Source organism: Burkholderia sp. HI2761 (assembly GCF_002223355.1).
Classification (GTDB): Bacteria; Pseudomonadota; Gammaproteobacteria; order Burkholderiales; family Burkholderiaceae; genus Burkholderia.
Map to the genome: position 1 here is coordinate 162,687 of NZ_NKFN01000001.1, position 21,888 is coordinate 184,574.

Consider the following 21,888-nt stretch of genomic DNA (forward strand, 5'->3'; position numbering starts at 1 on the left):
CGCGCATTGCGACGTTCCTCGCGTGTCGCTCGCGCCGCTTACGTCAGATCGTATCGGTCAGCCGCGGCTGCACGTCGGCGAGCGATACGTCGGCCGAGCCTTCGGCGAGATGCACGGTCAGGCGCCGCTGCGGCTTCAGCGCGTTCGGCGCGCGCACCGCGCGGCCCGTCTGCGCATCGATCAGCGCCGCATAGCCGCGCTCGAGCGTGCGCTGCGGGCTCAGCACCTCGAGCCGTGCCGCACAGGCTGACACACGTGCCGTGTCGCGTTCATGACGGCGCTGCAATGCGCTCGCGAGACGTTGCGACAGCCCCGCGAGCGCGTGGCGCGCCTGTGACGGATCGGGCCGCGCGCGCTGCCAGCGCAGCTGCGCGAGCGCGAAACGGGCTCGCGCATCGCGCACCGGCCGCGACGCCGCCGACGCCAGCCGCACCGCGAGCTGCTCGACGTGCGTGCGCTGCCGCTGCAGCCGCTCGGCCGGGCTCACGAGCCGGCGTGCGAGCCAGTCGAGCTGCTGCGCACGCTGTTCGAGCCGGCGCGCCATGCAGCGCGCGAGCGCCCGCTGGCGGTCGTCGACCTCGCGCAGCAGCAGTGCACGCTGCGGGCTCGCGAGTTCGGCCGCGCCCGTCGGCGTCGGCGCGCGCAGGTCGGCCGCGAAATCCGCGATCGTGAAGTCGGTTTCGTGCCCGACGCCGCTCACGACCGGCAGTTCGCTCGCCGCGATGGCGCGCGCCAGCGCCTCGTCGTTGAACGACCACAAATCCTCGATCGAGCCGCCGCCGCGACAGACCAGCAGCACGTCGACCTCGCGCCGCGCATTCGCGGTCGCGACGGCCGCGACGAGCTTTTCGGCGGAACCGGCGCCCTGCACGGGGGCCGGATAGACGATCACCGGAATGTGCGGCGCGCGCCGGGCGAGCGTGGTCAGCACGTCGCGCAGCGCGGCGGCCTGCAGCGACGTGACGATGCCGATCGCGCGCGGGTGGGCCGGCAACGGCCGCTTGCGCTCGGCGGCGAACAGGCCCTCGCCTTCGAGCTGCGCCTTCAGCCGCAGGAACGCCTCGTACAGGCGCCCCTGCCCGGTGCGCCGCACTGCTTCGACGTTGAGCTGCACTTCGCCGCGCGGCTCGTACATCGTGACGACCGCGCGCACCTCGATGCGGTCGCCTTCGCGCGGCGTGAATTCGGCGTATTGCGCGCGACCGCGGAACATCACGCAGCGCATCTGCGCCTGCTGGTCCTTGATCGAGAAATACCAGTGGCCGCTCGCGGCGCGCGTGAAATTCGACACTTCGCCGGAAATCCACAGCAGCGGGAACGAACGCTCGAGCATCGTCGAAATCGCACGATTGAGCGCCGAAACGGGAATCACTTCGTCGCCGCCGCGCGTGGCGCCGGGTGCGGAAAAAGGGGAATCGGAAAGCATGGGCGGTCGGATGAATGCTGGCGGCGTCACGATAGTCCGACACGCGAGCCGCGTCCAGCGCCGCCGCATTCGCCGCCGCGCACGCAAAGGTGTCCACATGCTGACATTCGTCCGCGTAAAACGGTCCGAAACCGCAAAAAACACCAGACAATTCTCCGTAACGTATTGATTTTTATAATTTTTTAAACCTTTCGAAACGATTCTCATCCGATTCGATGCCCGCCGGGCGGGCGTTTGAGGCAATCGACCGGGGAGTTTTTCACAGAGTTATCCACAGGTCGCCCCGATCCGGCCCCGCGAGCGGCGGCGGCCGGTCGCGCTTGCCGCGCCGGCGTGCGGCGCGCTAGAGTGCCGCCTTCCACGGACCCTGCGGCATGCGCCGCCCAACGGAGAATCCGCCTTGACGAATCCGTCCCTCGCCGCGGCGCACCACGCGCCGCGCCCGGCCCGATGAGCGCGCCCGGCGGCCCGCTCGCGCGACTCGAAGCGCGCCTGACACGCGAATGGCAGCGGCGCGGCGCGCTCGCGTGGGCGCTCACGCCGTTCGCATGCGTGTTCGGCCTGTGCGCGGCGCTGCGCCGCACCGCTTACGCGCAAGGCTGGAAGCAGCCGGTCGACGTCGGCGTGCCGGTGGTCGTGGTCGGCAACGTGACCGTGGGCGGCACCGGCAAGACGCCGACCGTGATCGCGCTCGTCGACGCGCTGCGCGCGGCCGGCTTCACGCCCGGCGTCGTGTCGCGCGGCTATGGCGCGAACGTGAAGGCGCCGACCGCCGTCACGCCGGCGTCGCGGGCGGACGCGGCCGGCGACGAACCGCTGCTGATCGCGCGCCGCACCGGCGCGCCCGTGTGGGTGTGCCCGGACCGCGTCGCGGCCGCGCAGGCGCTACGCGCCGCGCATCCGGACGTCGACGTGATCGTCAGCGACGACGGCCTGCAGCATTACCGTCTCGCGCGTACCGTCGAACTCGTCGTATTCGACCACCGGCTCGGCGGCAACGGCTTCCTGCTGCCGGCCGGCCCGCTGCGCGAGCCGCTGTCGCGGCACCGCGACGCCACGCTCGTCAACGATCCGTACAGCGGCGCGCTGCCGCCGTGGCCCGACACCTATGCGCTCGCGCTGACGCCGGGCGCCGCGTGGCATCTCGATCAGCCCGCGCTGCGCCGCCCGCTGTCGCAATTCGCGAACGAACGTGTGCTCGCCGCGGCCGGCATCGGCGCGCCGGAACGCTTCTTCGCGACGCTGCGCGCGGCCGGCCTCGCGCCGGCGACCCGCGCGCTGCCCGACCATTACGCGTTCGCCGACAATCCGTTCGTCGACGACGCCGTCGATGCGATCCTGATCACCGAGAAGGATGCAGTAAAATTGGGCGCTTCCTGGCGCGACGCCCGACTGTGGGTTGTCCCCGTCGAAGCCGCGCTCGACCCTCGCCTCATTGCCCTCGTTGTGGAGAAACTCCGTGGACGCTCGCCTGCTTGAAATCATTGTGTGCCCTATCTGCAAAGGCCCGCTCCACTACGACCGTGCCGCGCAGGAGCTGATCTGCAACGCGGACAAGCTCGCCTACCCGATCCGCGACGGCATCCCCGTGATGCTCGTCGACGAAGCGCGCCAGACCGTCGAAGGCACGCCGGTCGACCCGGCCGGCCGCTGAACCGCCGCGCCGCTCGCCCGGCGCACCGATTCGACACCGACGGCCCGGCCCCGGCCGGGTCGCCGCACTCCGCCGGGCGACCGGCTTCCGGCGTCGCCCGCCCCGTCCTTCTCAGCACTCCCCGATGACTCACCCGCCACCCTTCATCGCCGTCATTCCCGCCCGGCTCGCGTCGACGCGGCTCCCGAACAAGCCGCTCGCCGATCTCGGCGGCAAGCCGATGGTCGTGCGTGTCGCCGAGCGCGCGCGCGAGGCGGGCGCGCAGCAGGTGCTCGTCGCCTCCGACGCGCAAAGCGTGCTCGACGCGGCGCGCGATCACGGCTTCGAAGCGGTGCTCACCCGCGCCGATCATCCGTCCGGCACCGATCGGCTCGCGGAAGTCGCGGCTGCCTTCGGCTGGCGCGACGATACCGTCGTCGTCAACGTACAGGGCGACGAGCCGCTGATCGACCCCGTGCTCGTGCGCGACGTAGCGTCGCACCTGGCCGCGCATCCGGCATGCGCGATCGCGACCGCGGCTCACCCGATCCACGACGCGGCCGACGTGTTCAATCCGAACGTCGTGAAGGTCGCGCTCGACGCGCAGAGCGTCGCGCTGTACTTCTCGCGCGCGCCGATTCCGTGGAGCCGCGACGCGTACCAGCCGCACTGGCCGGACGTCGCGGCCATGCCTGCACCGGCTTTCCCGGTCTACCGGCACATCGGCCTCTATGCGTATCGCGCGCGTTTCCTGCGCACCTATCCGTCGCTCGCGCAGGCGCCGATCGAACAGGCCGAGCAGCTCGAACAGCTGCGCGCGCTGTGGCACGGCGAGCGCATCGCGGTGCTGATCACCGAGTCCGCGCCCGAAGCCGGCATCGACACGCCGGCCGATCTCGCGCGCGTGCAGGCCCTTTTTCAGCCGGGTTCAAAATAACCCGTGGCATAATCAGGCGATTGTGCGAGCCGTCCGCGACCAGCGCGTCCTCGCTTGACCCCGCCCGTGGCCCTGCCGGCAGCCGCGCGTCGCCCTCGCCGACGCGCCGCATCAGACCGGTCCGCCTCGCGCCGGGCAAGCCCCGCGCCCGCCGTCGCCGACGCCTTTATGTCTCGCCTCACGAATCTACATACTTGGAGATATCACCATGCGTTTGATCCTGTTGGGCGCGCCCGGCGCGGGAAAGGGCACCCAGGCAAACTTCATCAAGGAAAAATTCGGCATCCCGCAAATCTCGACGGGCGACATGCTGCGCGCGGCCGTGAAGGCCGGCACGCCGCTCGGCGTCGAGGCGAAGGGCTACATGGACGCCGGCAAGCTCGTGCCGGATGCGCTGATCATCGGCCTCGTCAAGGAACGCCTGAAGGAATCCGATTGCGCGAACGGCTATCTGTTCGACGGCTTCCCGCGCACGATCGCGCAGGCTGACGCGATGAAGGAAGCCGGCGTCGCGATCGACTACGTGCTCGAGATCGACGTCCCGTTCTCGGAAATCATCGAACGCATGAGCGGCCGCCGCACGCACCCGGCATCGGGGCGCACGTACCACGTCAAGTTCAACCCGCCGAAGGTCGAAGGCCACGACGACGTGACGGGCGAACCGCTGATCCAGCGCGACGACGACAAGGAAGAAACCGTCAAAAAGCGTCTCGAGGTGTACGAAGCGCAGACCAAGCCGCTGATCACGTACTACGGCGACTGGGCGCAGCGCGGCGAGGAAAACGGCCTGAAGGCGCCGCAGTATCGCAAGATCTCGGGCCTCGGCAGCGTCGACGAAATCCGCGAGCGCGCGTTTGGCGCACTGAAGTAAGCAGCACGTCGCGCCCCCGCAAGCCGCCCGCTCCGGGCGGTTTTTTTTCGCCTGCCGCGATTGGCACGGCCGTGCGCGTGTCCGCGTGATGACGGTCGCGCCCGGCCTGTTCGAGACGCCGATGCTGCTCGGCGTGCCCCCGGACGCGCTCAGCGCGATGGTGCCGTTCCCGCCGCGGCTCGGCAAGCCGGCCGAATACGCGATGCTGGTGCGCCAGATCGTCGAGAATCCGATGCTCGACGGCGCGATCCGGATGCAGTCGAAGTAACGGCACGCGCGCAAGAAAAACGCCCGCGATGCGGGCGTGCGTTTTTTCCGTGTACCGGCACCGGCGCGCGGGCGACTCAATCCTCGCCGTCGCGCTGCATCCGCTGCCGCAATTCGCTGACCTGCGACTCGACGACGGTCGCGTCTTCCGCCTCCGGCCGCTCGCCGAGATACTGCTCGAGATCCTCGAGCGCGGGACGCAGGTAGTCGAGCCGCGCATACGCGAAGCCGCGGTCGCGCACTTCGTCGAGCTGCTCGGGCAACAGGATCACGAGCCGCTGCTGCACCGCGAGCAGCCGCTGCCAGCGTTCCGTCTGCAGATAGACCGTCTTCAGGTTGCGCAGCATCCGCGCGATGATCTCGCGGCTCGTCGCGGGCTGCAGCAACGCGCGCAACGCGCTGTCGACCGCACCGGCAGCACGCGCGACGTACGGCTCGAGCATCTCGACCATCTCGGCTTCGGACAGCGAATGGCCGTTGGTCGGATCGATGATCAGGTCGCCGTCCGGCAGCGTCACGCGCAGCAGGAAATGGCCGGGGAACGAGACGCCGCGCGCCGGCACGCCGATCTGCTCGGCGAGCTCCAGGTACAGCACCGACAGCGAGATCGGGATCCCGCGCCGCCGTTTCAGCACGGCGTTCAGGTGGCTGTTATCGGGGTCGTAGTAATCGTTGTGATTGCATGCGAAGCCGAGCTCGCGGAAAAAGAAGTCGTTCAGCGCGGCGACGCGGCCCTTGAGGTCCGTATCGTCGGCGAGCCGCCGGCGCAGCCGCGCCGCCAGCATGTCGAGTTCGGCCAGCGTGCCCTGCAGGTCGAGGTCGGGATACGCGTCCTGCGCCAGCGACAGCGCGGCTTCCGTGACGGGCAGACTGTCGTCGTCCGCCACGAGCGTGCTGAAGTAGTCGAGGACGCGGGTCATTGCGGTCGTCACTTGGCGCGCCTTCTGAAGTAAGCGTATTTGAAGCCCATCACCCACAACATACCGAAATATAGTGCAGCAAACAGCACGAGGCACGCAGCCATCAGCGCAATGCGATCCAGCGGCTGCGCGCGCATCCCGGTCCAGTCGAAACTGATCGCGCACCAGTGCATCAGGCCCGCGAGCACGAGCGCCGCGCCGACGAGCTGCACGAAGAAGCGCAGCCAGCCCGGCGAAGGCTGGTAAATGCCGCGCTTGCGCAGCCCGAGGAACAGCAGCAGCGAGTTCAGGCACGCGCCGACGCCGATGCTCAGCGTGAGGCCCGCGTGGCCGATCAGCGGCACGAACACGTAGTTCGAGAGCTGCGTGACGATCAGCACGCCGATCGCGATCTTCACGGGCGTCTTGATGTCCTGCTTCGCATAGAAGCCCGGCGCGAGGATCTTGATCAGGATGATGCCGACGAGGCCGATCCCGTAGGTGGCGAGCGCGCGCGCGACCATCGTGACGGTATGCGCGTCGAACTTGCCGTAGTTGAACAGCGTCGCGGTGAGCGGCGTCGCGAAGAAAAACAGCGCGAGCGCGCTCGGCGCCGCGAGCAGGAACGTGACGCGCAGCCCCCAGTCGAGCAGCGCCGAATATTCGTGCGAATCGGCGTCGACGTGCGCCTTCGACAGGCTCGGCAGCAGGATCGTGCCGAGCGCGACGCCGAGCAGCGCCGTCGGGAATTCCATCAGGCGGTCGGCGTAATTGATCCACGACACGGCGCCCTGCCCGAGCCGCGACGCGATGTTGGTGTTGATGATCAGCGACAATTGCGCGACGGACACCGCGAACGTCGCGGGCACCATCTTCGCGAGCACGCGCTTCACGCCCGGATGACGCAGCGCGCGCAGCGGGTTGAGGCCGATCAGCGGCACCATGTCGATCTTCTTCAGGCCCGGCAGCTGCACGAGAAACTGCAGCACGCCGCCGACGATGACGGCCCACGCGAGCGCATAGACCGGCACCTTCAGGTGCGGCGCGACGAACACGGCCGCGCCGATGAACGCGACGTTGAGCAGCACCGGCGCGAACGCGGGCAGCGAGAAGCTCTTGTACGTGTTCAGCACGCCCGAGGCGAGCGTGGTCAGCGAAATGAACACGATGTACGGGAACATGATCCGCGTCATCGTGACCGCGAGCGGGAACGCCTGGCCGTCGCTGTGCAGGCCGGAGGCGACCGCGAACACGACCCACGACGCGCCGGCGATGCCGATGACCGACAGCACGGCCAGCGCCCACGCGAGCACGGTGGACATCGCGTCGACGAGCGCCTTCGTCGCATCGTGCCCCTGCTGGTTCTTGAACTCGGCGAGGATCGGCACGAACGCCTGCGAGAACGCGCCTTCGGCGGACAGGCGGCGCAGCAGGTTCGGGATACGGAAGGCGACGTAGAACGCGTCGGTGTATTGACTGGCGCCGAACGCACGGGCGATCAGCGTCTCGCGGGCCAGTCCGGTCACGCGCGACAGCAGCGTGAAGCCGCTGACCGTCAGCAGGGCTCGGAATAGATTCATGGGGCGCTTATTATACGGACGTTGCGCGGCACGGCATGGCCGGATGCCGAAAAGCGCACCCGCCGCACCGGCCCGGCATGCCGTGATGACGCCAAACTTGCCACGCGCTTGATTTTGTTGCTATAATCCGCCGTTTCTGGGCTTGCCACATGCGTTGCGCCTGACGTTTCCATGTGTCGGCTCCGGTAAAATCACCGTTTTTTATGCGCCCCTGGGCAATCGCTCTCAGGGGACGGATCGAAAAGCAGCGCTTGGCCGTCTAGGCTCCAAGCTCTGGAAACAGGACAGGATAAGGAACCGTCATGGCTAACTCCGCACAAGCACGCAAGCGCGCCCGCCAAGCCGCGAAGGCAAATTCGCACAACTCGGCGCTGCGCTCGAAATTCCGTACCGCGATCAAGGCTGTTCGCAAGGCTGTCGACGCCGGCGACCAAGCCAAGGCTGCCGATCTGTTCAAGGCTGCCGTGAAGACGATCGATACGATCGCCGACAAGAAGATCGTTCACAAGAACAAGGCCGCTCGCAGCAAGAGCCGCCTGGCCGCAGCCGTCAAGGGCCTGCAGGCAGCAGCGTAAATCTGGTGCGCCCGCTCGCGCGGGCGCTCCTGTTTCCTGCGATCGCAAAAAAACCCGCTTACGCGGGTTTTTTTGTTGCCTGTCGCCTGCGTATCACGCGCGGTGGCGGCATGTGCCCGGGCCGGTGCGGCACGCGCCCTCGCCCGTCGGCATGACTTACTTCTTCGTGTTGTAGTCCGGCAGCTCGCACGCCTCGGTCACGACGAGGTTGTTGTCCTTGGCGAAATTCAGCACGAAATCGAAAGCCATCGGTTCGATGTCGCGCAACCGCGAATCGAGGATCACGCATTTCAGGTCGCCGAGCATCGTCGGGCGCACGTACAGCGAATACTTGAGACGCGCATTCGGCCCGCTCGCCCCCGGCCCGAAGCAGGCCATCACACCGGCCAGACGTTCCGACCAGTCGCTCGGGCGAAACTTTTTCCCGTCTTTCGTGATGCCCTGGATGAAAAATTCGGTCGGAGGGGTTTCAGCCATGTGGTTACCCAAGTGACGGCCCGGCGATGCCCAGGCAACGGCGCCTGGGTACGCGAACACAAAGCTGGAGGGTCGGCGGCACGAGCCGATCGATATCCCGAAAACGGGGCGTCGATGCGCGCCGCCGGTGGGCTGCACCGGATTTGTGCAGCGCACGGCTTGTGTCCGGCAGAGCGCGAAAAGCCTTGCTTGCCGGGCTGAAGAAAACTTTTGAATTATACCGCAGCGCGCCATCGCGCGTCGTCCCGACGCCCCCTTTCCGGCACCGCCGGTCGCGCGCGACGATCCCGCTCCGCGTCGCGCCACGGCTCGTCAAAGCACGGAAAATCCTTTATGCTGCTTTGAGTTATCCACACCCGACGGCGGCGCCGTCCGGCCTCGCTGCCGGGTGAGACCCGCCGTATTTCGTTTCATGACCGCCAAAACCATTCGTCACTACCTGCAGTTCAAGGATTTCTCGCTGGAAGACTACGAGTACGTGCTCGAACGCACGGGTATCCTGAAGCGCAAGTTCAAGAACTACGAGACCTATCACCCGCTGCACGACCGCACGCTCGCGATGATCTTCGAGAAGAGCTCGACGCGCACGCGCCTGTCGTTCGAGGCCGGAATCTTCCAGCTCGGCGGCCACGCCGTCTTCATGAGCACGCGCGATACGCAACTCGGCCGCGGCGAACCCGTCGAGGATTCCGCGCAGGTCATCTCGCGAATGGTCGACATCATCATGATCCGCACGTTCGAGCAGGACGTGATCACACGCTTCGCGCAGAACTCCCGCGTGCCGGTGATTAACGGCCTGACCAACGACTACCACCCGTGCCAGGTGCTCGCCGACATCTTCACGTACTACGAACACCGCGGCCCGATCGCCGGCAAGACCGTCGCGTGGGTCGGCGACGCGAACAACATGCTGTACACGTGGATCGAAGCCGCGCAGATCCTCGGCTTCAAGCTGCGCCTGTCGACGCCGCCCGGCTATGCGCTCGACATGAAGCTCGTGTCGCCCGACAGCGCGCCGTTCTACGAGGTGTTCGACGATCCGAACGAAGCGTGCAAGGGCGCCGATCTCGTGACGACCGACGTGTGGACGAGCATGGGTTTCGAGGCCGAGAACGAGGCGCGCAAGCAGGCATTCGCCGACTGGTGCGTCGACGAGGAAATGATGGGCCATGCGAATCCGGATGCCCTCTTCATGCACTGCCTGCCCGCGCACCGCGGCGAGGAAGTGACGGCCGGCGTGATCGACGGCCCGCAGAGCGTCGTGTGGGACGAAGCGGAAAACCGCCTGCACGTGCAGAAGGCGCTGATGGAGTTCCTGCTGCTCGGCCGCCTCAAGCACTGACGCGCCGCGACACACACGCGTAAAAAAAGCGCCGGTCGACGATCGGCGCTTTTCGCTTGGACGCGCCAAAACCGGCGCGCGCGGCGTTACAGGCAGACCGGTTCCGCCTCCAGCTCGACGCCGAACCGCGCGCGCACGTCGGTCTGGATCGCCCGCGCCAGCGCAAGCACGTCGGCGCCGGTCGCGCCGCCGCGATTGACGAGCACGAGCGCCTGGCGATCGTGCACGGCCGCCGCCCCGAGTGCGCGCCCCTTCCAGCCGCAGCGGTCGATCAGCCAGCCGGCCGCGAGCTTCACGTGCCCGTCCGGCTGCGGATACGACACGACATCCGGCGCGCGGGCGCGCAGCGCATCGAACTGCGCGGCATCGATCACCGGATTCTTGAAGAAACTGCCCGCATTGCCGAGCACCAGCGGATCGGGCAGCTTCGCGCGGCGGATCGCGACGACCGCATCGAACACGTCGCGCGGCGTCGCCGCATCGGGCGCGATGCCGCGCGCGTCGAGCTCGCGCGTAACGTCCGCGTAGCCGAGCCGCGGCGCCCATCGCTTCGGCAGCCGGAACGTCACCGCGACGATCGCGAACCGGCCGCGCCCTTCCCGCTTGAAGAAACTGTCGCGATAGCCGAACGCGCAGCGCGCGGCATCGAAACGCTCGCGGCGCCCCGTCGCCAGCTCGACCGCGACCAGCGAATCGAAATACACCTTCATCTCGAGGCCGTACGCGCCGATGTTCTGGATCGGCGCGGCGCCGACGGTGCCCGGGATCAGCGCGAGATTCTCGAGGCCCGGCATCCCGTGCTCGAGCGTCCACGCGACGAACGCGTGCCAGTTCTCGCCGCCGCCGGCCTCGACGTACCACGCCTCGTCGTCCTCGCGCACGACGCGGTGGCCCGCGATCTCGTCGAGCAGCACGACCCCGTCGAAATCGCGCGTGAACACGATATTGCTGCCGCCGCCGAGCACGAGCCGCGGCAGGTTCGCGACCCGCGGGTCGCGATGCAGCGCCTCGAACTGGGCCGCCTGCGTGACGCGTGCGGCGAAGCGCGCGCGCGCGGCAATGCCGAACGTGTTGTGCGCGGCGAGCGGATGGTCGGGAAGCAGCGACAGGGCGGAATCGTCAGGAGGCATCGGCATTCGCGGTCACGTCGGCCCGGGCGGCGCATGGCCGGCCTTGGGCAAACGGAGGGGCATCGGTAAAATGGCAAACAGTCCGCAATTATAGCGAGTGCCCGCGCGCGAGCCGGGTGCCCGCATCTCAAGGGAGAATGCCATGCCATCGTTCGACGTCGTTTCCGAAGCGAACATGATCGAAGTGAAGAACGCCATCGAGCAGTCGAACAAGGAAATTTCGACGCGCTTCGACTTCAAGGGCTCCGACGCACGCGTCGAGCAGAAGGAACGCGAGCTGACGCTGTTCGCCGACGACGATTTCAAGCTCGGCCAGGTCAAGGACGTGCTGATCGGCAAGCTGGCCAAGCGCAACGTCGACGTGCGCTTCCTCGACTACGGCAAGGTCGAGAAGATCGGCGGCGACAAGGTCAAGCAGATCGTCACCGTGAAGAAAGGCGTGACGGGCGACCTCGCGAAGAAGATCGTGCGCCTCGTGAAGGACAGCAAGATCAAGGTGCAGGCGAGCATCCAGGGCGACGCGGTGCGCATATCGGGCACGAAGCGCGACGATCTGCAGAGCACGATCGCGATGCTGCGCAAGGACGTGACCGACACGCCGCTCGACTTCAACAACTTCCGCGACTGATCGGCCGCCGGCCAAGTCGCGTCTTCCGGCCGGGCCCCGCATGCGCGGCGCGTCCGGCGCGCGGCAAGCGCCGCGCCTTCTCAGGCTTTGCCGCCGTCCTGCGCGCCGCCGTCCGCGGCCGCCTTCTTCTTGTCGCCGATCCGGCTCTCCTGCCCCGCGAGCAGCTTCGAGATGTTGCCGCGGTGACGCCACACGAGCAGCACGCTCATCGCGAGCACGGCCCATGCGACCGGGTTATGGCCGGTGCCGAACAGGAACACGTCGAACACCGGCGCGAATACGGCCGCCACCAGCGCCGCGAGCGACGAATAGCGGAAGAAGAACGCGACGATCAGCCAGGTCAGCGCGGTCGCGAGCCCGAGCACCGGATGCACGGCGAGCAGCACGCCGGCCGCTGTCGCGACACCCTTGCCGCCCTGGAAGCGGAAGAACACCGGGTACAGATGGCCGAGGAACACGGCGATCGCGACCCACGCGACCGCGACGTCGGGTAGCCCGAAGTGCCGGGCGAGCCAGACGGCGATCCAGCCCTTGAACGCATCGCCGACGAGCGTCAGGATCGCGGCCTTCTTGTTGCCGCTGCGCAGCACGTTGGTCGCGCCGGGATTCTTCGACCCGTACGAACGCGGGTCGGCCAGGCCCATCGTGGCGCTGACGACGACGGCGAACGACACCGAACCGATCAGGTAGGCAACGAGGGCGGCGAGCAGGATCTGCATGCGGGGAACTCTTCTTTCAACGTATCGGGAAAGGGACGGCGGTGCACGGCAAGCCGGCAAGCCGAAACGGCGCCCATTCTACCGAACGGGCGCGGACTGCCACGAAGGTGAAACCCTCAGTCGACGCTCGCGCACTGCACGGGCTGCGCGCCGAGCAGCGACGTGAGCACCGCCGGCGCGAGGCTGACGAGGTAGCCGCGCCGGCCGCCGTTGACGTAGATCGTCGGCAATTCGAGGATCGTCGCCTCGACGTAGACGGGCATCGCCTTGCGTGTGCCGAACGGTGACGTGCCGCCGACGAGATAGCCCGAATGGCGGTTCGCGACCTCGGGCTTGCATGGCTCGACGCGCTTCGCGCCGATCTGCCGCGCGAGATTCTTCGTCGACACGGTGCGATCGCCATGCATCAGCACGATCAGCGGCTTCGCGTGTTCGTCTTCCATCACGAGCGTCTTCACGACGCCATGCTCGTCGACGCCGAGCTGGCGCGCCGATTCGCCGGTGCCGCCATGCTCGACGTATTCGTACGGATGCTCGCCGAATGCGACGCCATGACGGCGCAGCAGTTGGGTCGCGGGGGTTTCGGACACGTGTCTGGATTTGCTCATGGCGGCATTTTAATGGCGAACGATCCAATGGCGAACGATCGGCGGGCGCGCAATGGCGCGCCCGCGCCGGCGGTATACTCGCGGCCCGTCTTGCGGCCGGGTGGCCCGCCGCATCGCGACGACGATTGCGTTCATCATCGTTGCGGACACCGCGAAGCGCTATTGCCCGATTGGCCGATTGTGGCGCGCGCGCCGTCATGGCACGATCGTTCGCCAATATCGTCGGCCACCGCCGGCCCCTCTTCTGGAGACGCCATGTCCTCGCCCCTCCGTTCATCCGAATCGCTCGACGTCGATGCGCTGCTCGCCGCGCTGCCGCGTCGCATCGCCGACGTGCCCGCCCATCGGGCCGTGCAGTCGCCCGCGCATCCGGCACTGATCGAAGATGCGCGCCGCGTGTCGTACGGCGAGCTGGCGCGCGCCATCGAGGCGGCGGCAGCGCAGTTGGCGAGCCTCGGCGTGCAAGGCGGCGACCGCGTGATGATCGTCGCGGAAAACTGCATCGCGCAGATCGTGCTGCTGTTCGCGGCCGCCCGCATCGACGCCTGGGCGCTCGTATCGAACGCGCGGCTGTCGGCCGCCGAGCTCGACGCGATCGCCGCGCATGCGCGCCCGAAGCTGATCGCGTTCACGACGGACGTCTCGCCCGAGGCGCGCGCCCATGCCGAGCGGCTCGGCGCCACGCCCGCCGGTGCGCTGCCGGTCGACATCGGCGCGTGGTCGTATCGGGTCGATGCGAGCGCGCCCGCCGAACCGGTGGCCGCCGACGGCGCCGGGCAATGCGCGGCGCTGATCTACACGACGGGCACGACCGGTACGCCGAAAGGCGTGATGCTGTCGCACCGCAACCTGCTGTTCATCGCGGCGACGTCGAGCACGCTGCGCCGCGTGTCGCCCGACGACGTCGTCTACACGGTGCTGCCCGTGTCCCACGTGTACGGCCTCGCGTCGGTGTGCCTGGGCAGCCTGTATGCGGGCGCGACGCTGCGGCTCGCGCCGCGCTTCTCGCCGGAAGCCGTCCGCGTCGCGCTCGCCGACGAAGGCGTCACGATCTTCCAGGGCGTGCCCGCGATGCACGCGAAGCTGCTCGAACACCTTCACACGCATGGCCACGCCTGGCGCGCGCCGCGGCTGCGCTTCGCGTATTCGGGCGGCTCGCCGCTCGATGCGGGCCTGAAGGCCCGCGTCGAGCGCCTGTACGGCGTGCCGCTGCACAACGGCTACGGCATGACCGAAAGCAGCCCGACGATCACGCAGACGCCGCTCGATGCGCCGCGCACGGACAGTTCGGTCGGCGTGCCGATTCCGGGCGTCGACATGCGGATCGTCGCGCCGGACGGCACCGACGTGCCGCCGGGCGAAGTCGGCGAGATCCGCGTGCGCGGGCCGAACGTGATGCTCGGCTACTACCGCAACGCGGACGCGACGCGCGCGGCCGTGTCGCCGGACGGCTGGCTGAGCACCGGCGATCTCGCGCGGCAGGAAGCGGACGGCGCGGTGACGATCGCGGGCCGCAGCAAGGAGCTGATCATCCGCTCGGGCTTCAACGTGTATCCGGTCGAGGTCGAACAGGTGCTGAACGCGCATCCGGACGTCGTGCAGGCGGCCGTGATCGGCCGCGCGATCGAAGGCAACGAGGAAGTGCTCGCGTTCGTCGAGCTGCTGCCGGGCGCGACGGCGGACGAGGCGGCATTGCATGCATGGTGCGCGGATCGGCTCGCGGCTTACAAACGCCCTGCGCATATCCGCGTGCTCGCTGCACTGCCGGCCGCGTCGACCGGCAAGGTGCTCAAGCACCGGCTGCGCGAGCTGGTCTGACGCGGGCGCCGCGCGCCGGCTCCCGCATCGGCGCCCGCGCCGCGCCGCATGCACGCGTCGCGCGTCAGCCGCGCGGGTGATGCTGCGCGTGCAGCGTCTTGAGCCGTTCGCGCGCGACGTGCGTATAGATCTGCGTGGTCGAGATGTCGCTGTGGCCGAGCAGCAACTGCACGACGCGCAGGTCGGCGCCGTGGTTCAGCAGGTGCGTCGCGAACGCGTGCCGCAGCGTGTGCGGCGACAGGTGCGCGCGCACGTCGGCCTGCTGCGCGTGACGCTTGATGATGTTCCAGAACTGCTGGCGGGTCATCCCGTCGCCGCGTGCGGTCACGAACAGTGCGTCGGCCGCGCGCGCGCCGAGCAGCGCCGGCCGCGCATCGCGCAGGTAGCGTTCGATCCAGCCGTGCGCGACTTCGCCGAACGGCACGAGCCGCTCCTTCGAACCCTTGCCCATCACGCGCACGACGCCTTCGTTGAGGCCGACCTCTACCGTCTTCAGCGTGACGAGCTCGCTCACGCGCAGCCCGCTCGCATACATCAGCTCGAGCATCGTGCGATCGCGCAGGCCGAGCGGCGTGCCGATGTCGGGCGCGCCGAGCAGCGCCTCGACCTGCGCCTCGGACAGCGTCGACGGGAACCGGGCCGCCTGTTTCGCGGACGTGATCCGCAGCGTCGGGTCGGCGTTTGCGCGATGCTCGCGCACGGCCCAGCCGTAATAGCGGCGGAACACGGACAGTCGCCGGTTCGACGACGTCGCCTTGCCGTCGCTGCGCGCCGCGATGTAGCCCGTCACCATCGCCTCGTCGGCCGCGTCGAGCGGCGCGTCGTGCGTCGCGGCCAGCCATTGGGAAAACAGCGCCAGGTCGCGCCGGTACGCATCGAGCGTGTTGCGCGCGAGCCCGTGTTCGAGCCACAGCGCATCGCAGAACACGTCGATCGACGCGCGGCTCGCGAGCAGCGCGGGCGATGCCGCGACGGCATCGCCGTCGTTTTCGGGGGAAATCAGTGGTTCGCTCATCGGTACGGCACGCCCTCGTGCGTCAGCAGCCAGCGCTTCACTTGCTGGTAATAGCCATTGTCGTCATGGTTCGCGAACCCGCCGAGCCCGCCCGCCGCGACGACGCGATGGCACGGAATCACGAGCGGAAAGTAATTCGCGCCGCACGCCTGGCCGACCGCGCGCGGCGCGCTGCCGATCCGCTTCGCGACCTGGCCGTAGGTCAGCACCGTACCGGGCGGGATGTCGCTGATCACGTCCCACACGCGGTGCTGGAATGCGCTGCCGACGTCGGCGAGCGGCAGATCGAAGCGTGCGGACGCGCGCTCGAAATAACGTTCGATCTGCTTGACCGCGCGCTTCGCGAGCGCCGAATCCGGATCGACCGACTTCATCGATTCGGGCAGATAGACGATCTCGCGCACCACCGCGGCATCCGTGCGGATGCCGACCTTGCCGAACGGCGCGTCGATCACTGCGTTGAACATTGCCTTCTCCTGACCGAGGAATGCGCGCGGCCCTGCCGCGCGCCGACGACACTTTACGCCGCCTTCACGCGGCTCGCAGCGCCCATTCGACATGCTCGCGCACGACCGGCGACGGATCGTCGGCCCGCGCGCGCAGCGCGGCGACGATCGCGTCGCGCGCGGGCGGCGCGAGCCGGTCCGCGCCGGCGCGCAGCGCATTGCCGAGCCCGACCGCGAGATTGCGCAGCCAGCTTTCGTAGCCGATGCGCCGGATCGCGCTGCCCTGCATCCGCGTATCGAACGCGTCGGCGTCCCACGCGAACAGCTCGACGAGCGTCGCGCGATCGAGGCCGTGCCGCACGTCGAAATCGGCGACGGGCGCGGCCTGCGCGAACTTGTTCCACGGGCACACGAGCTGGCAGTCGTCGCAGCCGTACACGCGATTGCCGATCATCGGCCGCAGCGGTTCGGGGATGCTGCCTTTCAATTCGATCGTCAGGTACGAGATGCAGCGGCGCGCGTCGACGCGGTACGGCTCGACGATCGCGCCGGTCGGACATGCGTCGATGCAGCGCGTGCAACTGCCGCAGTGCGCGCCGGGCGTCTCGGGCGCGGTGTCGGGCGACGTGTGCGCGTCGGTCGGCAGCGCAACGTCGACGTAGATTTCGCCGAGGAAGAACAGCGAGCCGGCATCGCGCTGCAGCAGCAACGTATGCTTGCCGCGCCAGCCGACGCCGGCCTTCTGCGCGAGCTCGACCTCGAGCACGGGCGCCGAATCGGTGAACACGCGGTAGCCGAACCCGCCGATCTCGTGCTCGATGCGCTCCGCGAGCGTCTGCAGCCGGTTGCGCAGCACCTTGTGATAGTCGCGGCCGCGCGCATAGATCGACACGACGGCCGCCTGCGGATCGTCGAGCCGCGCCCGTTCGCGCGCGCGCCAGTCGTGCGGGACGAGCGCGCCGGGCTCGCTACCGGGCGCACCGTCGGCGAGCGTTTGGGCCGGCAAATAGGCGAGCCGCACGGAGATCACGCGTCGCGTACCGGCCACAAGTTCGGCCGGCCGCGCGCGTTTCATCCCATGTTTCGCCATATAATCCATTTCGCCGTGGTAACCGGCTTCCAGCCAGGCGGCGAGGCCCGCTTCGGCATCCGAGAGATCGGTATCGCTGATGCCGATCGCCCCGAAACCCAATTCGCGCCCCCACGCCCTGATGCGAGCGGCGAGCGCAGTCAACGCCGCATCGTCGAGCGCGCACGGCGCCGCGCCTTCGTCACGAGTCGAAGGCCTGTCGGATGCGGCGCGTTCCGGTAGTCGGTTCATCGCACTATTTTACGAGAATGCCAGCCACGTCCAGCCAACCGCCTCACGCCACGTTGCCCGCCCCGCTCGCGGAGCGCGTGATCGCGCTCGCCGACGAAGCGGCAACCGAGGCCTTCGGCACGCGCTTCGCGCACGCGCTCGACGCGGCGCGCACCGAGCTCGTCCGAGCACACGCGTTCGACGGGCTGCAGATCCAGCTGATCGGCGATCTCGGCGCGGGCAAGACGACGCTCGTGCGCGCGATCCTGCGCGGCCTCGGCCACCCGGGGCGCGTGCGCAGCCCGACCTATACGCTCGTCGAGCCGTACGCGCTCGAACGCAGCGATGGGGAACTCGAGGTCTATCACTTCGATCTGTATCGATTCAACGATCCGGCCGAATGGTCCGACGCAGGCTTTCGCGAATATTTCAATTCCAGCGCGATCTGCCTCGTCGAATGGCCGCAACAGGCGGGCGCCCTGCTCGGCGTGCCCGATCTGGTTTTCTCGCTCGACGTGGACGGCGACGGCCGCGCCCTCACCGTCCGGGCGTACAGCGCTTCAGGAAAGGCATGTCTCGAAAGATGTTGATCAAACCGTTCCGCTCGATCGAATCGGCGGCCACCGCGACGCACAACTGGCGGCGCCGTCAAATCCTGCGCGCGGGGGCGTCGACGCTGGTGCTCGGCCTCGTCGCGCCGCGGCTCGCGCACGCGTCGTCGGTGCTCGGCGTGCGCGTGTGGCCCGCGCGCGATTACACGCGCGTCACGATCGAATCCGACCAGCCGCTGCAGAATAGCCAACAGCTGCTGCAGGGTCCCGACCGTCTCGTCGTCGACCTGAGCGGCCTCGACCTCGACCAGGCGCTGCGCGACCTCGTGTCGAAGATCACGCCGAACGATCCGCAGATCCAGTCGGTGCGCGTCGGCCAGTATCAGCCGCACGTCGTGCGGATGGTGTTCGACCTGAAAGGCTCGGTGAAGCCGCAGGTGTTCACGCTGCCGCCCGTCGGCACGTACAAGTACCGGCTCGTGTTCGACCTGTATCCGGCCGTCGCGCCCGACCCGCTGTCCGACCTGATCGCGCAGACGGAACGCAAGGAACAGGCGCTCAACGACACCGCGCGCGCGCAGCAGGTGCAGCCGCCGGGCGGGCTGGCCGGCCCGGGCACGCCGCCGCCCGCCGCGGGCGACAACAGCGACGCTTTCTTCCAGCGTTTCGCGCAGAACACGCCCGCCGCGCCGCATGCGCCGCCGGCCGCCGGCACGCCGTCGACGCCCGCTAAGCCGGCCGTCAAGCCGCCGCCCGTCATCGCGCGCCGCGACGACAACGACGACGACGGCGACACCTACAAGTTCACCGCGCCGAAATCCGGCAAGGGCGGCACCGTGCGGCTGCTGACGGTCGCGATCGACCCGGGCCACGGCGGCGAGGATCCGGGTGCGATCGGCGGCGGCGGCACGTACGAGAAGCACATCGCGCTCGACATCGCGAAGAAGCTGCGCGCGAAGATCGACGCCGCACCGAACATGCGCGCGATGATGACGCGCGACGCCGATTTCTTCGTGCCGCTGAACGTGCGCGTGCAGAAAGCGCGCCGCGTCGGCGCGGATCTCTTCGTGTCGATCCACGCGGACGCGTTCACGACGCCGTCCGCGCGCGGCTCGTCGGTGTTCGCGCTGTCCGACCACGGCGCGACGAGCGCCGCGGCGCGCTGGATGGCGAACAAGGAGAATTCGTCGGACCTGATCGGCGGCATCAACATCAAGACGGCGGACGCGGCGGTGAACCGCGCGCTGTTCGACATGTCGACGACCGCGCAGATCCGCGACTCGCTGCGCTACGGCAACTACGTGCTGAAGGAAGTGGGCGGGATCAACAAGCTGCACAAGGGCTCGGTCGAGCAGGCCGGGTTCGCGGTGCTGAAGGCGCCCGACATTCCGTCGATCCTCGTCGAGACCGCGTTCATCAGCAACCCGGACGAAGAGCGCCGGCTCAACGACGACAGCTATCGCGACGAGATGGCCGACGCGATCTTCCGCGGCATCAAGCGTTATTTCGCCGCGAATCCGCCGCTCGCGAAGAACCGGATGGCCTGAGCGCCACCCGTACCCTGCCGCCGGCACGCAGCGCGTGCCGGCGCGTCACGACGCCGCGAAGCGGCTCAGCAGTTTCCCGCCGAACACGTTCACCGCGAGCCCGCCCATCACGAGCGCGGCGCCGATCAGCTGCGTGTGCGTCAGATGCTCGTCGAGCAGCAGCGCCGACGACGCGAGCCCGACGATCGGCACCAGCAGCGAGAACTGCGCGACCTGCGCGGCCGGGTAGCGCGACAGCAGGCGGCTCCACAGCCCGTAACCGAGCAGCGTCGCGACGAACGCGAGATAGACGACCGCGAAGATCGACGCGGCGTTCAGCCCGGCGAGCGCGGTCGCGATCCGCCGCGGCCCTTCGAACCACAGCGACAGCAGGAAGAACGGCACGGGCGGCACGAGGCTGGCCCACACGACGAGCGACACGAGGTTCGCCTTCCCGACCTTCTTCGTGACGATATTGCCGACGGCCCACATCGCGGCCGCGCAGATCGTCAGCAGGAAGCCCGCGAGCGTCATCGCGCGGCCGCCCTGCGCGGCGATCACGACGAGCCCGCCCGCGGCGATCGCGAGGCCGATCAGGTTCTGCGCGCGCAGCCGCTCGCCGAGGAACAGCATCGCGAACACCAGCGTGAAGAACGCCTGCGACTGCAGCACGAGCGATGCGAGGCCGGCCGGCATGCCGACGTACATGCCGGTGAACAGGAACACGAACTGCCCGAGCTGGATCGTCGCGCCGTACAGCACCAGCAGCCGCCACGAAATCTGCGGCCGGCGCACGAAAAATACCGCGGGCACGGCCGCGAGCGTGAAGCGCAGCGCGCCGAGCAGCATCGGCGGCATGCCGTGCAGGCCGACCTTGATCACGACGAAGTTCACGCCCCACGCCAGGATCACGACCAGCGCGAGCAGCAAGTCCTTCGGGGCCATCATCGGCGTCTCCCTTCGATTGTCGAATCGTCGTTGTGAAGCCGGCCAGTCTACCGGGTTTCGCCGCCCGGCCCGATACCCGTGCGGCGCGCATGGAATCCGCGGCGCGCGCAGCGGCTTGCGCAACGCGCCGGATGCCGCACGACGCGTGCCTGCCGCGGCCGCATCGGGCGGCGCGCGTTTCGCGTGCCCCGTCACGCGCGCCGCCGCGCCGCCAGTACAATGACCGGCAATCCAGCCGTTCCCACGAGACCCGCCATGACCGACTCGATCAAAGCCCTGCTGAAGCCGCACGTACGCGACATCGGCAACCTGCAGGTGCGCCGCACGCTGCCCGCGCTCGCCGCACGCCTCGTCGGCCCGTTCATCTTCTTCGATCACATGGGGCCCGCGGCGCTGCCGGCCGGCACGGGGCTCGACGTGCGCCCGCATCCGCACATCGGGCTCGCGACGGTCACCTACCTGTTCGACGGCGCGATCCTGCACCGCGACAGCCTCGGCTCGCGGCAGGAAATCGTGCCGGGCGACGTGAACTGGATGACGGCCGGCTGCGGGATCGTCCACTCGGAGCGCACGCCGGACGTGCAGCGCGCCAGCGGCCATACCGTGCACGGGATCCAGACCTGGGTCGCGCTGCCGCAAGCGCACGAGTCGACCGAGCCGTCGTTCGAGCACCACGCGGCCGATACGCTGCCCAGGCGCGACGAAGACGGCGTGGCGCTGACGGTGATCGCCGGCGACGCGTTCGGGCTGCGCTCGCCCGTGACGACGTTCTCGCGCACGCTGTACGTCGCGGCCGAATTCGCGGCCGGCGGCCGGCTCGAACTCGATGCGTCGCACGAGGAGCGCGCGGTCTACGTGGTCGACGGCGAACTCGCGATCGACGGCACGCCGGTGCCGGCCGAGCAGATGGCCGTGCTCGCGCCGGGCGCGACGGTCACGCTGACGAGCGGCGGCGGCGGCGCGCGCGCGATGCTGCTCGGCGGCGACAAGATCGACGGCGAACGCTTCATCGAATGGAATTTCGTCGCGAGCAGCCGCGAGGCCATCGAGCGTGCGAAAGCGGCCTGGACGCGCCAGGAGATGGGCAAGGTGCCGGGCGAAACCGAGTGGATTCCGCTGCCCGAATCGAAGCCGCGTTGAAAAAGCGGCGCGCCGCCCCCATCCTGACGATATTCGAACGGAAGAGAACGAC

General features: G+C 68.7%; 22 protein-coding genes and 1 pseudogene. 12 read left to right on the forward strand and 11 right to left on the reverse strand.

Annotated features, from left to right (window positions below):
* Window positions 1-43: 43 nt before the first annotated feature.
* Window positions 44-1,426 (reverse strand): exodeoxyribonuclease VII large subunit, encoded by a 1,383-nt coding sequence (gene xseA, locus CFB46_RS00770; RefSeq protein ID WP_089499109.1) that lies wholly within the window; start codon window positions 1,424-1,426, stop codon window positions 44-46.
* Window positions 1,427-1,876: 450 nt separating this feature from the next.
* Between xseA and lpxK the strand changes: the two genes are divergently transcribed.
* The 5 genes and pseudogenes from lpxK to CFB46_RS00795 all read left to right on the forward strand — a co-directional run.
* On the forward strand, window positions 1,877-2,905 hold the full coding sequence (gene lpxK, locus CFB46_RS00775) for a tetraacyldisaccharide 4'-kinase (protein WP_089499110.1): 1,029 nt from the start codon (window positions 1,877-1,879) through the stop codon (window positions 2,903-2,905).
* The gene (locus CFB46_RS00780) at window positions 2,886-3,080 is read left to right on the forward strand and encodes a Trm112 family protein (RefSeq protein ID WP_006482216.1); all 195 of its coding nucleotides are present in this window, start codon (window positions 2,886-2,888) and stop codon (window positions 3,078-3,080) included. Before lpxK ends, CFB46_RS00780 begins: the two co-directional genes overlap by 20 nt.
* Window positions 3,081-3,204: 124 nt before the next feature.
* Window positions 3,205-3,996: a 3-deoxy-manno-octulosonate cytidylyltransferase gene (gene kdsB / locus CFB46_RS00785; protein ID WP_011546043.1), complete on the forward strand. Its 792-nt coding sequence runs from the start codon at window positions 3,205-3,207 to the stop codon at window positions 3,994-3,996.
* Window positions 3,997-4,204: 208 nt separating this feature from the next.
* A complete protein-coding gene (gene adk, locus CFB46_RS00790) occupies window positions 4,205-4,867 on the forward strand; it encodes an adenylate kinase (protein ID WP_027785236.1) in 663 nt (220 codons plus the stop codon).
* Window positions 4,868-4,937: 70 nt separating this feature from the next.
* A pseudogene (locus CFB46_RS00795) lies at window positions 4,938-5,135 on the forward strand (3-hydroxyacyl-CoA dehydrogenase); the annotation flags it as partial.
* A 76-nt stretch (window positions 5,136-5,211) separates the two neighbouring features.
* Here the strand turns inward: CFB46_RS00795 and CFB46_RS00800 are convergent.
* Window positions 5,212-6,054, reverse strand: coding sequence for a SirB1 family protein (locus CFB46_RS00800; protein WP_027785238.1), 843 nt, complete (start codon window positions 6,052-6,054; stop codon window positions 5,212-5,214).
* An 8-nt stretch (window positions 6,055-6,062) separates the two neighbouring features.
* Window positions 6,063-7,613 (reverse strand): murein biosynthesis integral membrane protein MurJ, encoded by a 1,551-nt coding sequence (gene murJ / locus CFB46_RS00805; protein WP_027785239.1) that lies wholly within the window; start codon window positions 7,611-7,613, stop codon window positions 6,063-6,065.
* A gap of 302 nt (window positions 7,614-7,915) precedes the next feature.
* On the opposite strand from murJ, the gene rpsT reads away from it, so the two are divergent.
* Complete coding sequence (gene rpsT / locus CFB46_RS00810) at window positions 7,916-8,188, forward strand: 30S ribosomal protein S20 (RefSeq protein ID WP_011352994.1); 273 nt, start codon at window positions 7,916-7,918, stop codon at window positions 8,186-8,188.
* 156 nt (window positions 8,189-8,344) lie between these two features.
* Here rpsT and CFB46_RS00815 read toward each other — a convergent pair whose 3' ends face one another.
* Entirely contained in the window at window positions 8,345-8,665 is a 321-nt protein-coding gene (locus CFB46_RS00815) for a DUF3579 domain-containing protein (RefSeq protein WP_011546046.1), read from the reverse strand.
* Between the two features lie 412 nt (window positions 8,666-9,077).
* Here CFB46_RS00815 and argF point away from each other — a divergent pair, with 412 nt between their 5' ends.
* Window positions 9,078-10,007, forward strand: coding sequence for an ornithine carbamoyltransferase (gene argF, locus CFB46_RS00820; protein WP_027785240.1), 930 nt, complete (start codon window positions 9,078-9,080; stop codon window positions 10,005-10,007).
* Window positions 10,008-10,093: 86 nt separating this feature from the next.
* On the opposite strand, the gene murB is transcribed toward argF, so the two are convergent.
* The gene (gene murB, locus CFB46_RS00825; protein WP_089499111.1) at window positions 10,094-11,143 is read right to left on the reverse strand and encodes a UDP-N-acetylmuramate dehydrogenase; all 1,050 of its coding nucleotides are present in this window, start codon (window positions 11,141-11,143) and stop codon (window positions 10,094-10,096) included.
* Window positions 11,144-11,279: 136 nt separating this feature from the next.
* Between murB and CFB46_RS00830 the strand changes: the two genes are divergently transcribed.
* On the forward strand, window positions 11,280-11,765 hold the full coding sequence (locus tag CFB46_RS00830) for a YajQ family cyclic di-GMP-binding protein (RefSeq protein WP_006482217.1): 486 nt from the start codon (window positions 11,280-11,282) through the stop codon (window positions 11,763-11,765).
* An 80-nt stretch (window positions 11,766-11,845) separates the two neighbouring features.
* Here the strand turns inward: CFB46_RS00830 and plsY are convergent, their stop codons facing one another.
* Together plsY and ybaK are read right to left on the reverse strand one after the other, a co-directional pair.
* Entirely contained in the window at window positions 11,846-12,484 is a 639-nt protein-coding gene (plsY, locus tag CFB46_RS00835) for a glycerol-3-phosphate 1-O-acyltransferase PlsY (RefSeq protein ID WP_027785242.1), read from the reverse strand.
* Window positions 12,485-12,600: 116 nt separating this feature from the next.
* The gene (gene ybaK / locus CFB46_RS00840; protein ID WP_089499112.1) at window positions 12,601-13,092 is read right to left on the reverse strand and encodes a Cys-tRNA(Pro) deacylase; all 492 of its coding nucleotides are present in this window, start codon (window positions 13,090-13,092) and stop codon (window positions 12,601-12,603) included.
* A 255-nt stretch (window positions 13,093-13,347) separates the two neighbouring features.
* On the opposite strand from ybaK, the gene CFB46_RS00845 reads away from it, so the two are divergent.
* Window positions 13,348-14,910, forward strand: a complete 1,563-nt coding sequence (locus tag CFB46_RS00845) for a class I adenylate-forming enzyme family protein (protein WP_089499113.1) — start codon at window positions 13,348-13,350, stop codon at window positions 14,908-14,910.
* 64 nt (window positions 14,911-14,974) lie between these two features.
* Here CFB46_RS00845 and xerD read toward each other — a convergent pair whose 3' ends face one another.
* The 3 genes from xerD to queG form a co-directional block, all read right to left on the reverse strand.
* Entirely contained in the window at window positions 14,975-15,925 is a 951-nt protein-coding gene (gene xerD / locus CFB46_RS00850; RefSeq protein ID WP_027785245.1) for a site-specific tyrosine recombinase XerD, read from the reverse strand.
* Window positions 15,922-16,392 carry a methylated-DNA--[protein]-cysteine S-methyltransferase gene (locus CFB46_RS00855; protein ID WP_006496476.1) on the reverse strand — a complete coding sequence of 157 codons (471 nt, stop codon included), beginning with the start codon at window positions 16,390-16,392 and terminating at the stop codon, window positions 15,922-15,924. The genes xerD and CFB46_RS00855 overlap by 4 nt, the downstream gene beginning before the upstream one ends.
* A gap of 64 nt (window positions 16,393-16,456) precedes the next feature.
* Window positions 16,457-17,692: a tRNA epoxyqueuosine(34) reductase QueG gene (queG, locus tag CFB46_RS00860; protein ID WP_089499114.1), complete on the reverse strand. Its 1,236-nt coding sequence runs from the start codon at window positions 17,690-17,692 to the stop codon at window positions 16,457-16,459.
* Window positions 17,693-17,709: 17 nt separating this feature from the next.
* Here queG and tsaE point away from each other — a divergent pair, with 17 nt between their 5' ends.
* A complete protein-coding gene (tsaE, locus tag CFB46_RS00865; RefSeq protein ID WP_027785247.1) occupies window positions 17,710-18,261 on the forward strand; it encodes a tRNA (adenosine(37)-N6)-threonylcarbamoyltransferase complex ATPase subunit type 1 TsaE in 552 nt (183 codons plus the stop codon).
* A complete protein-coding gene (locus CFB46_RS00870) occupies window positions 18,243-19,769 on the forward strand; it encodes an N-acetylmuramoyl-L-alanine amidase (RefSeq protein ID WP_089499115.1) in 1,527 nt (508 codons plus the stop codon). The genes tsaE and CFB46_RS00870 overlap by 19 nt, the downstream gene beginning before the upstream one ends.
* A gap of 45 nt (window positions 19,770-19,814) precedes the next feature.
* Here CFB46_RS00870 and CFB46_RS00875 read toward each other — a convergent pair whose 3' ends face one another.
* Window positions 19,815-20,693 carry an EamA family transporter gene (locus CFB46_RS00875; protein WP_027785249.1) on the reverse strand — a complete coding sequence of 293 codons (879 nt, stop codon included), beginning with the start codon at window positions 20,691-20,693 and terminating at the stop codon, window positions 19,815-19,817.
* A gap of 258 nt (window positions 20,694-20,951) precedes the next feature.
* On the opposite strand from CFB46_RS00875, the gene CFB46_RS00880 reads away from it, so the two are divergent.
* On the forward strand, window positions 20,952-21,836 hold the full coding sequence (locus CFB46_RS00880) for a pirin family protein (RefSeq protein ID WP_089499116.1): 885 nt from the start codon (window positions 20,952-20,954) through the stop codon (window positions 21,834-21,836).
* The last annotated feature ends 52 nt before the right edge of the window (window positions 21,837-21,888 follow it).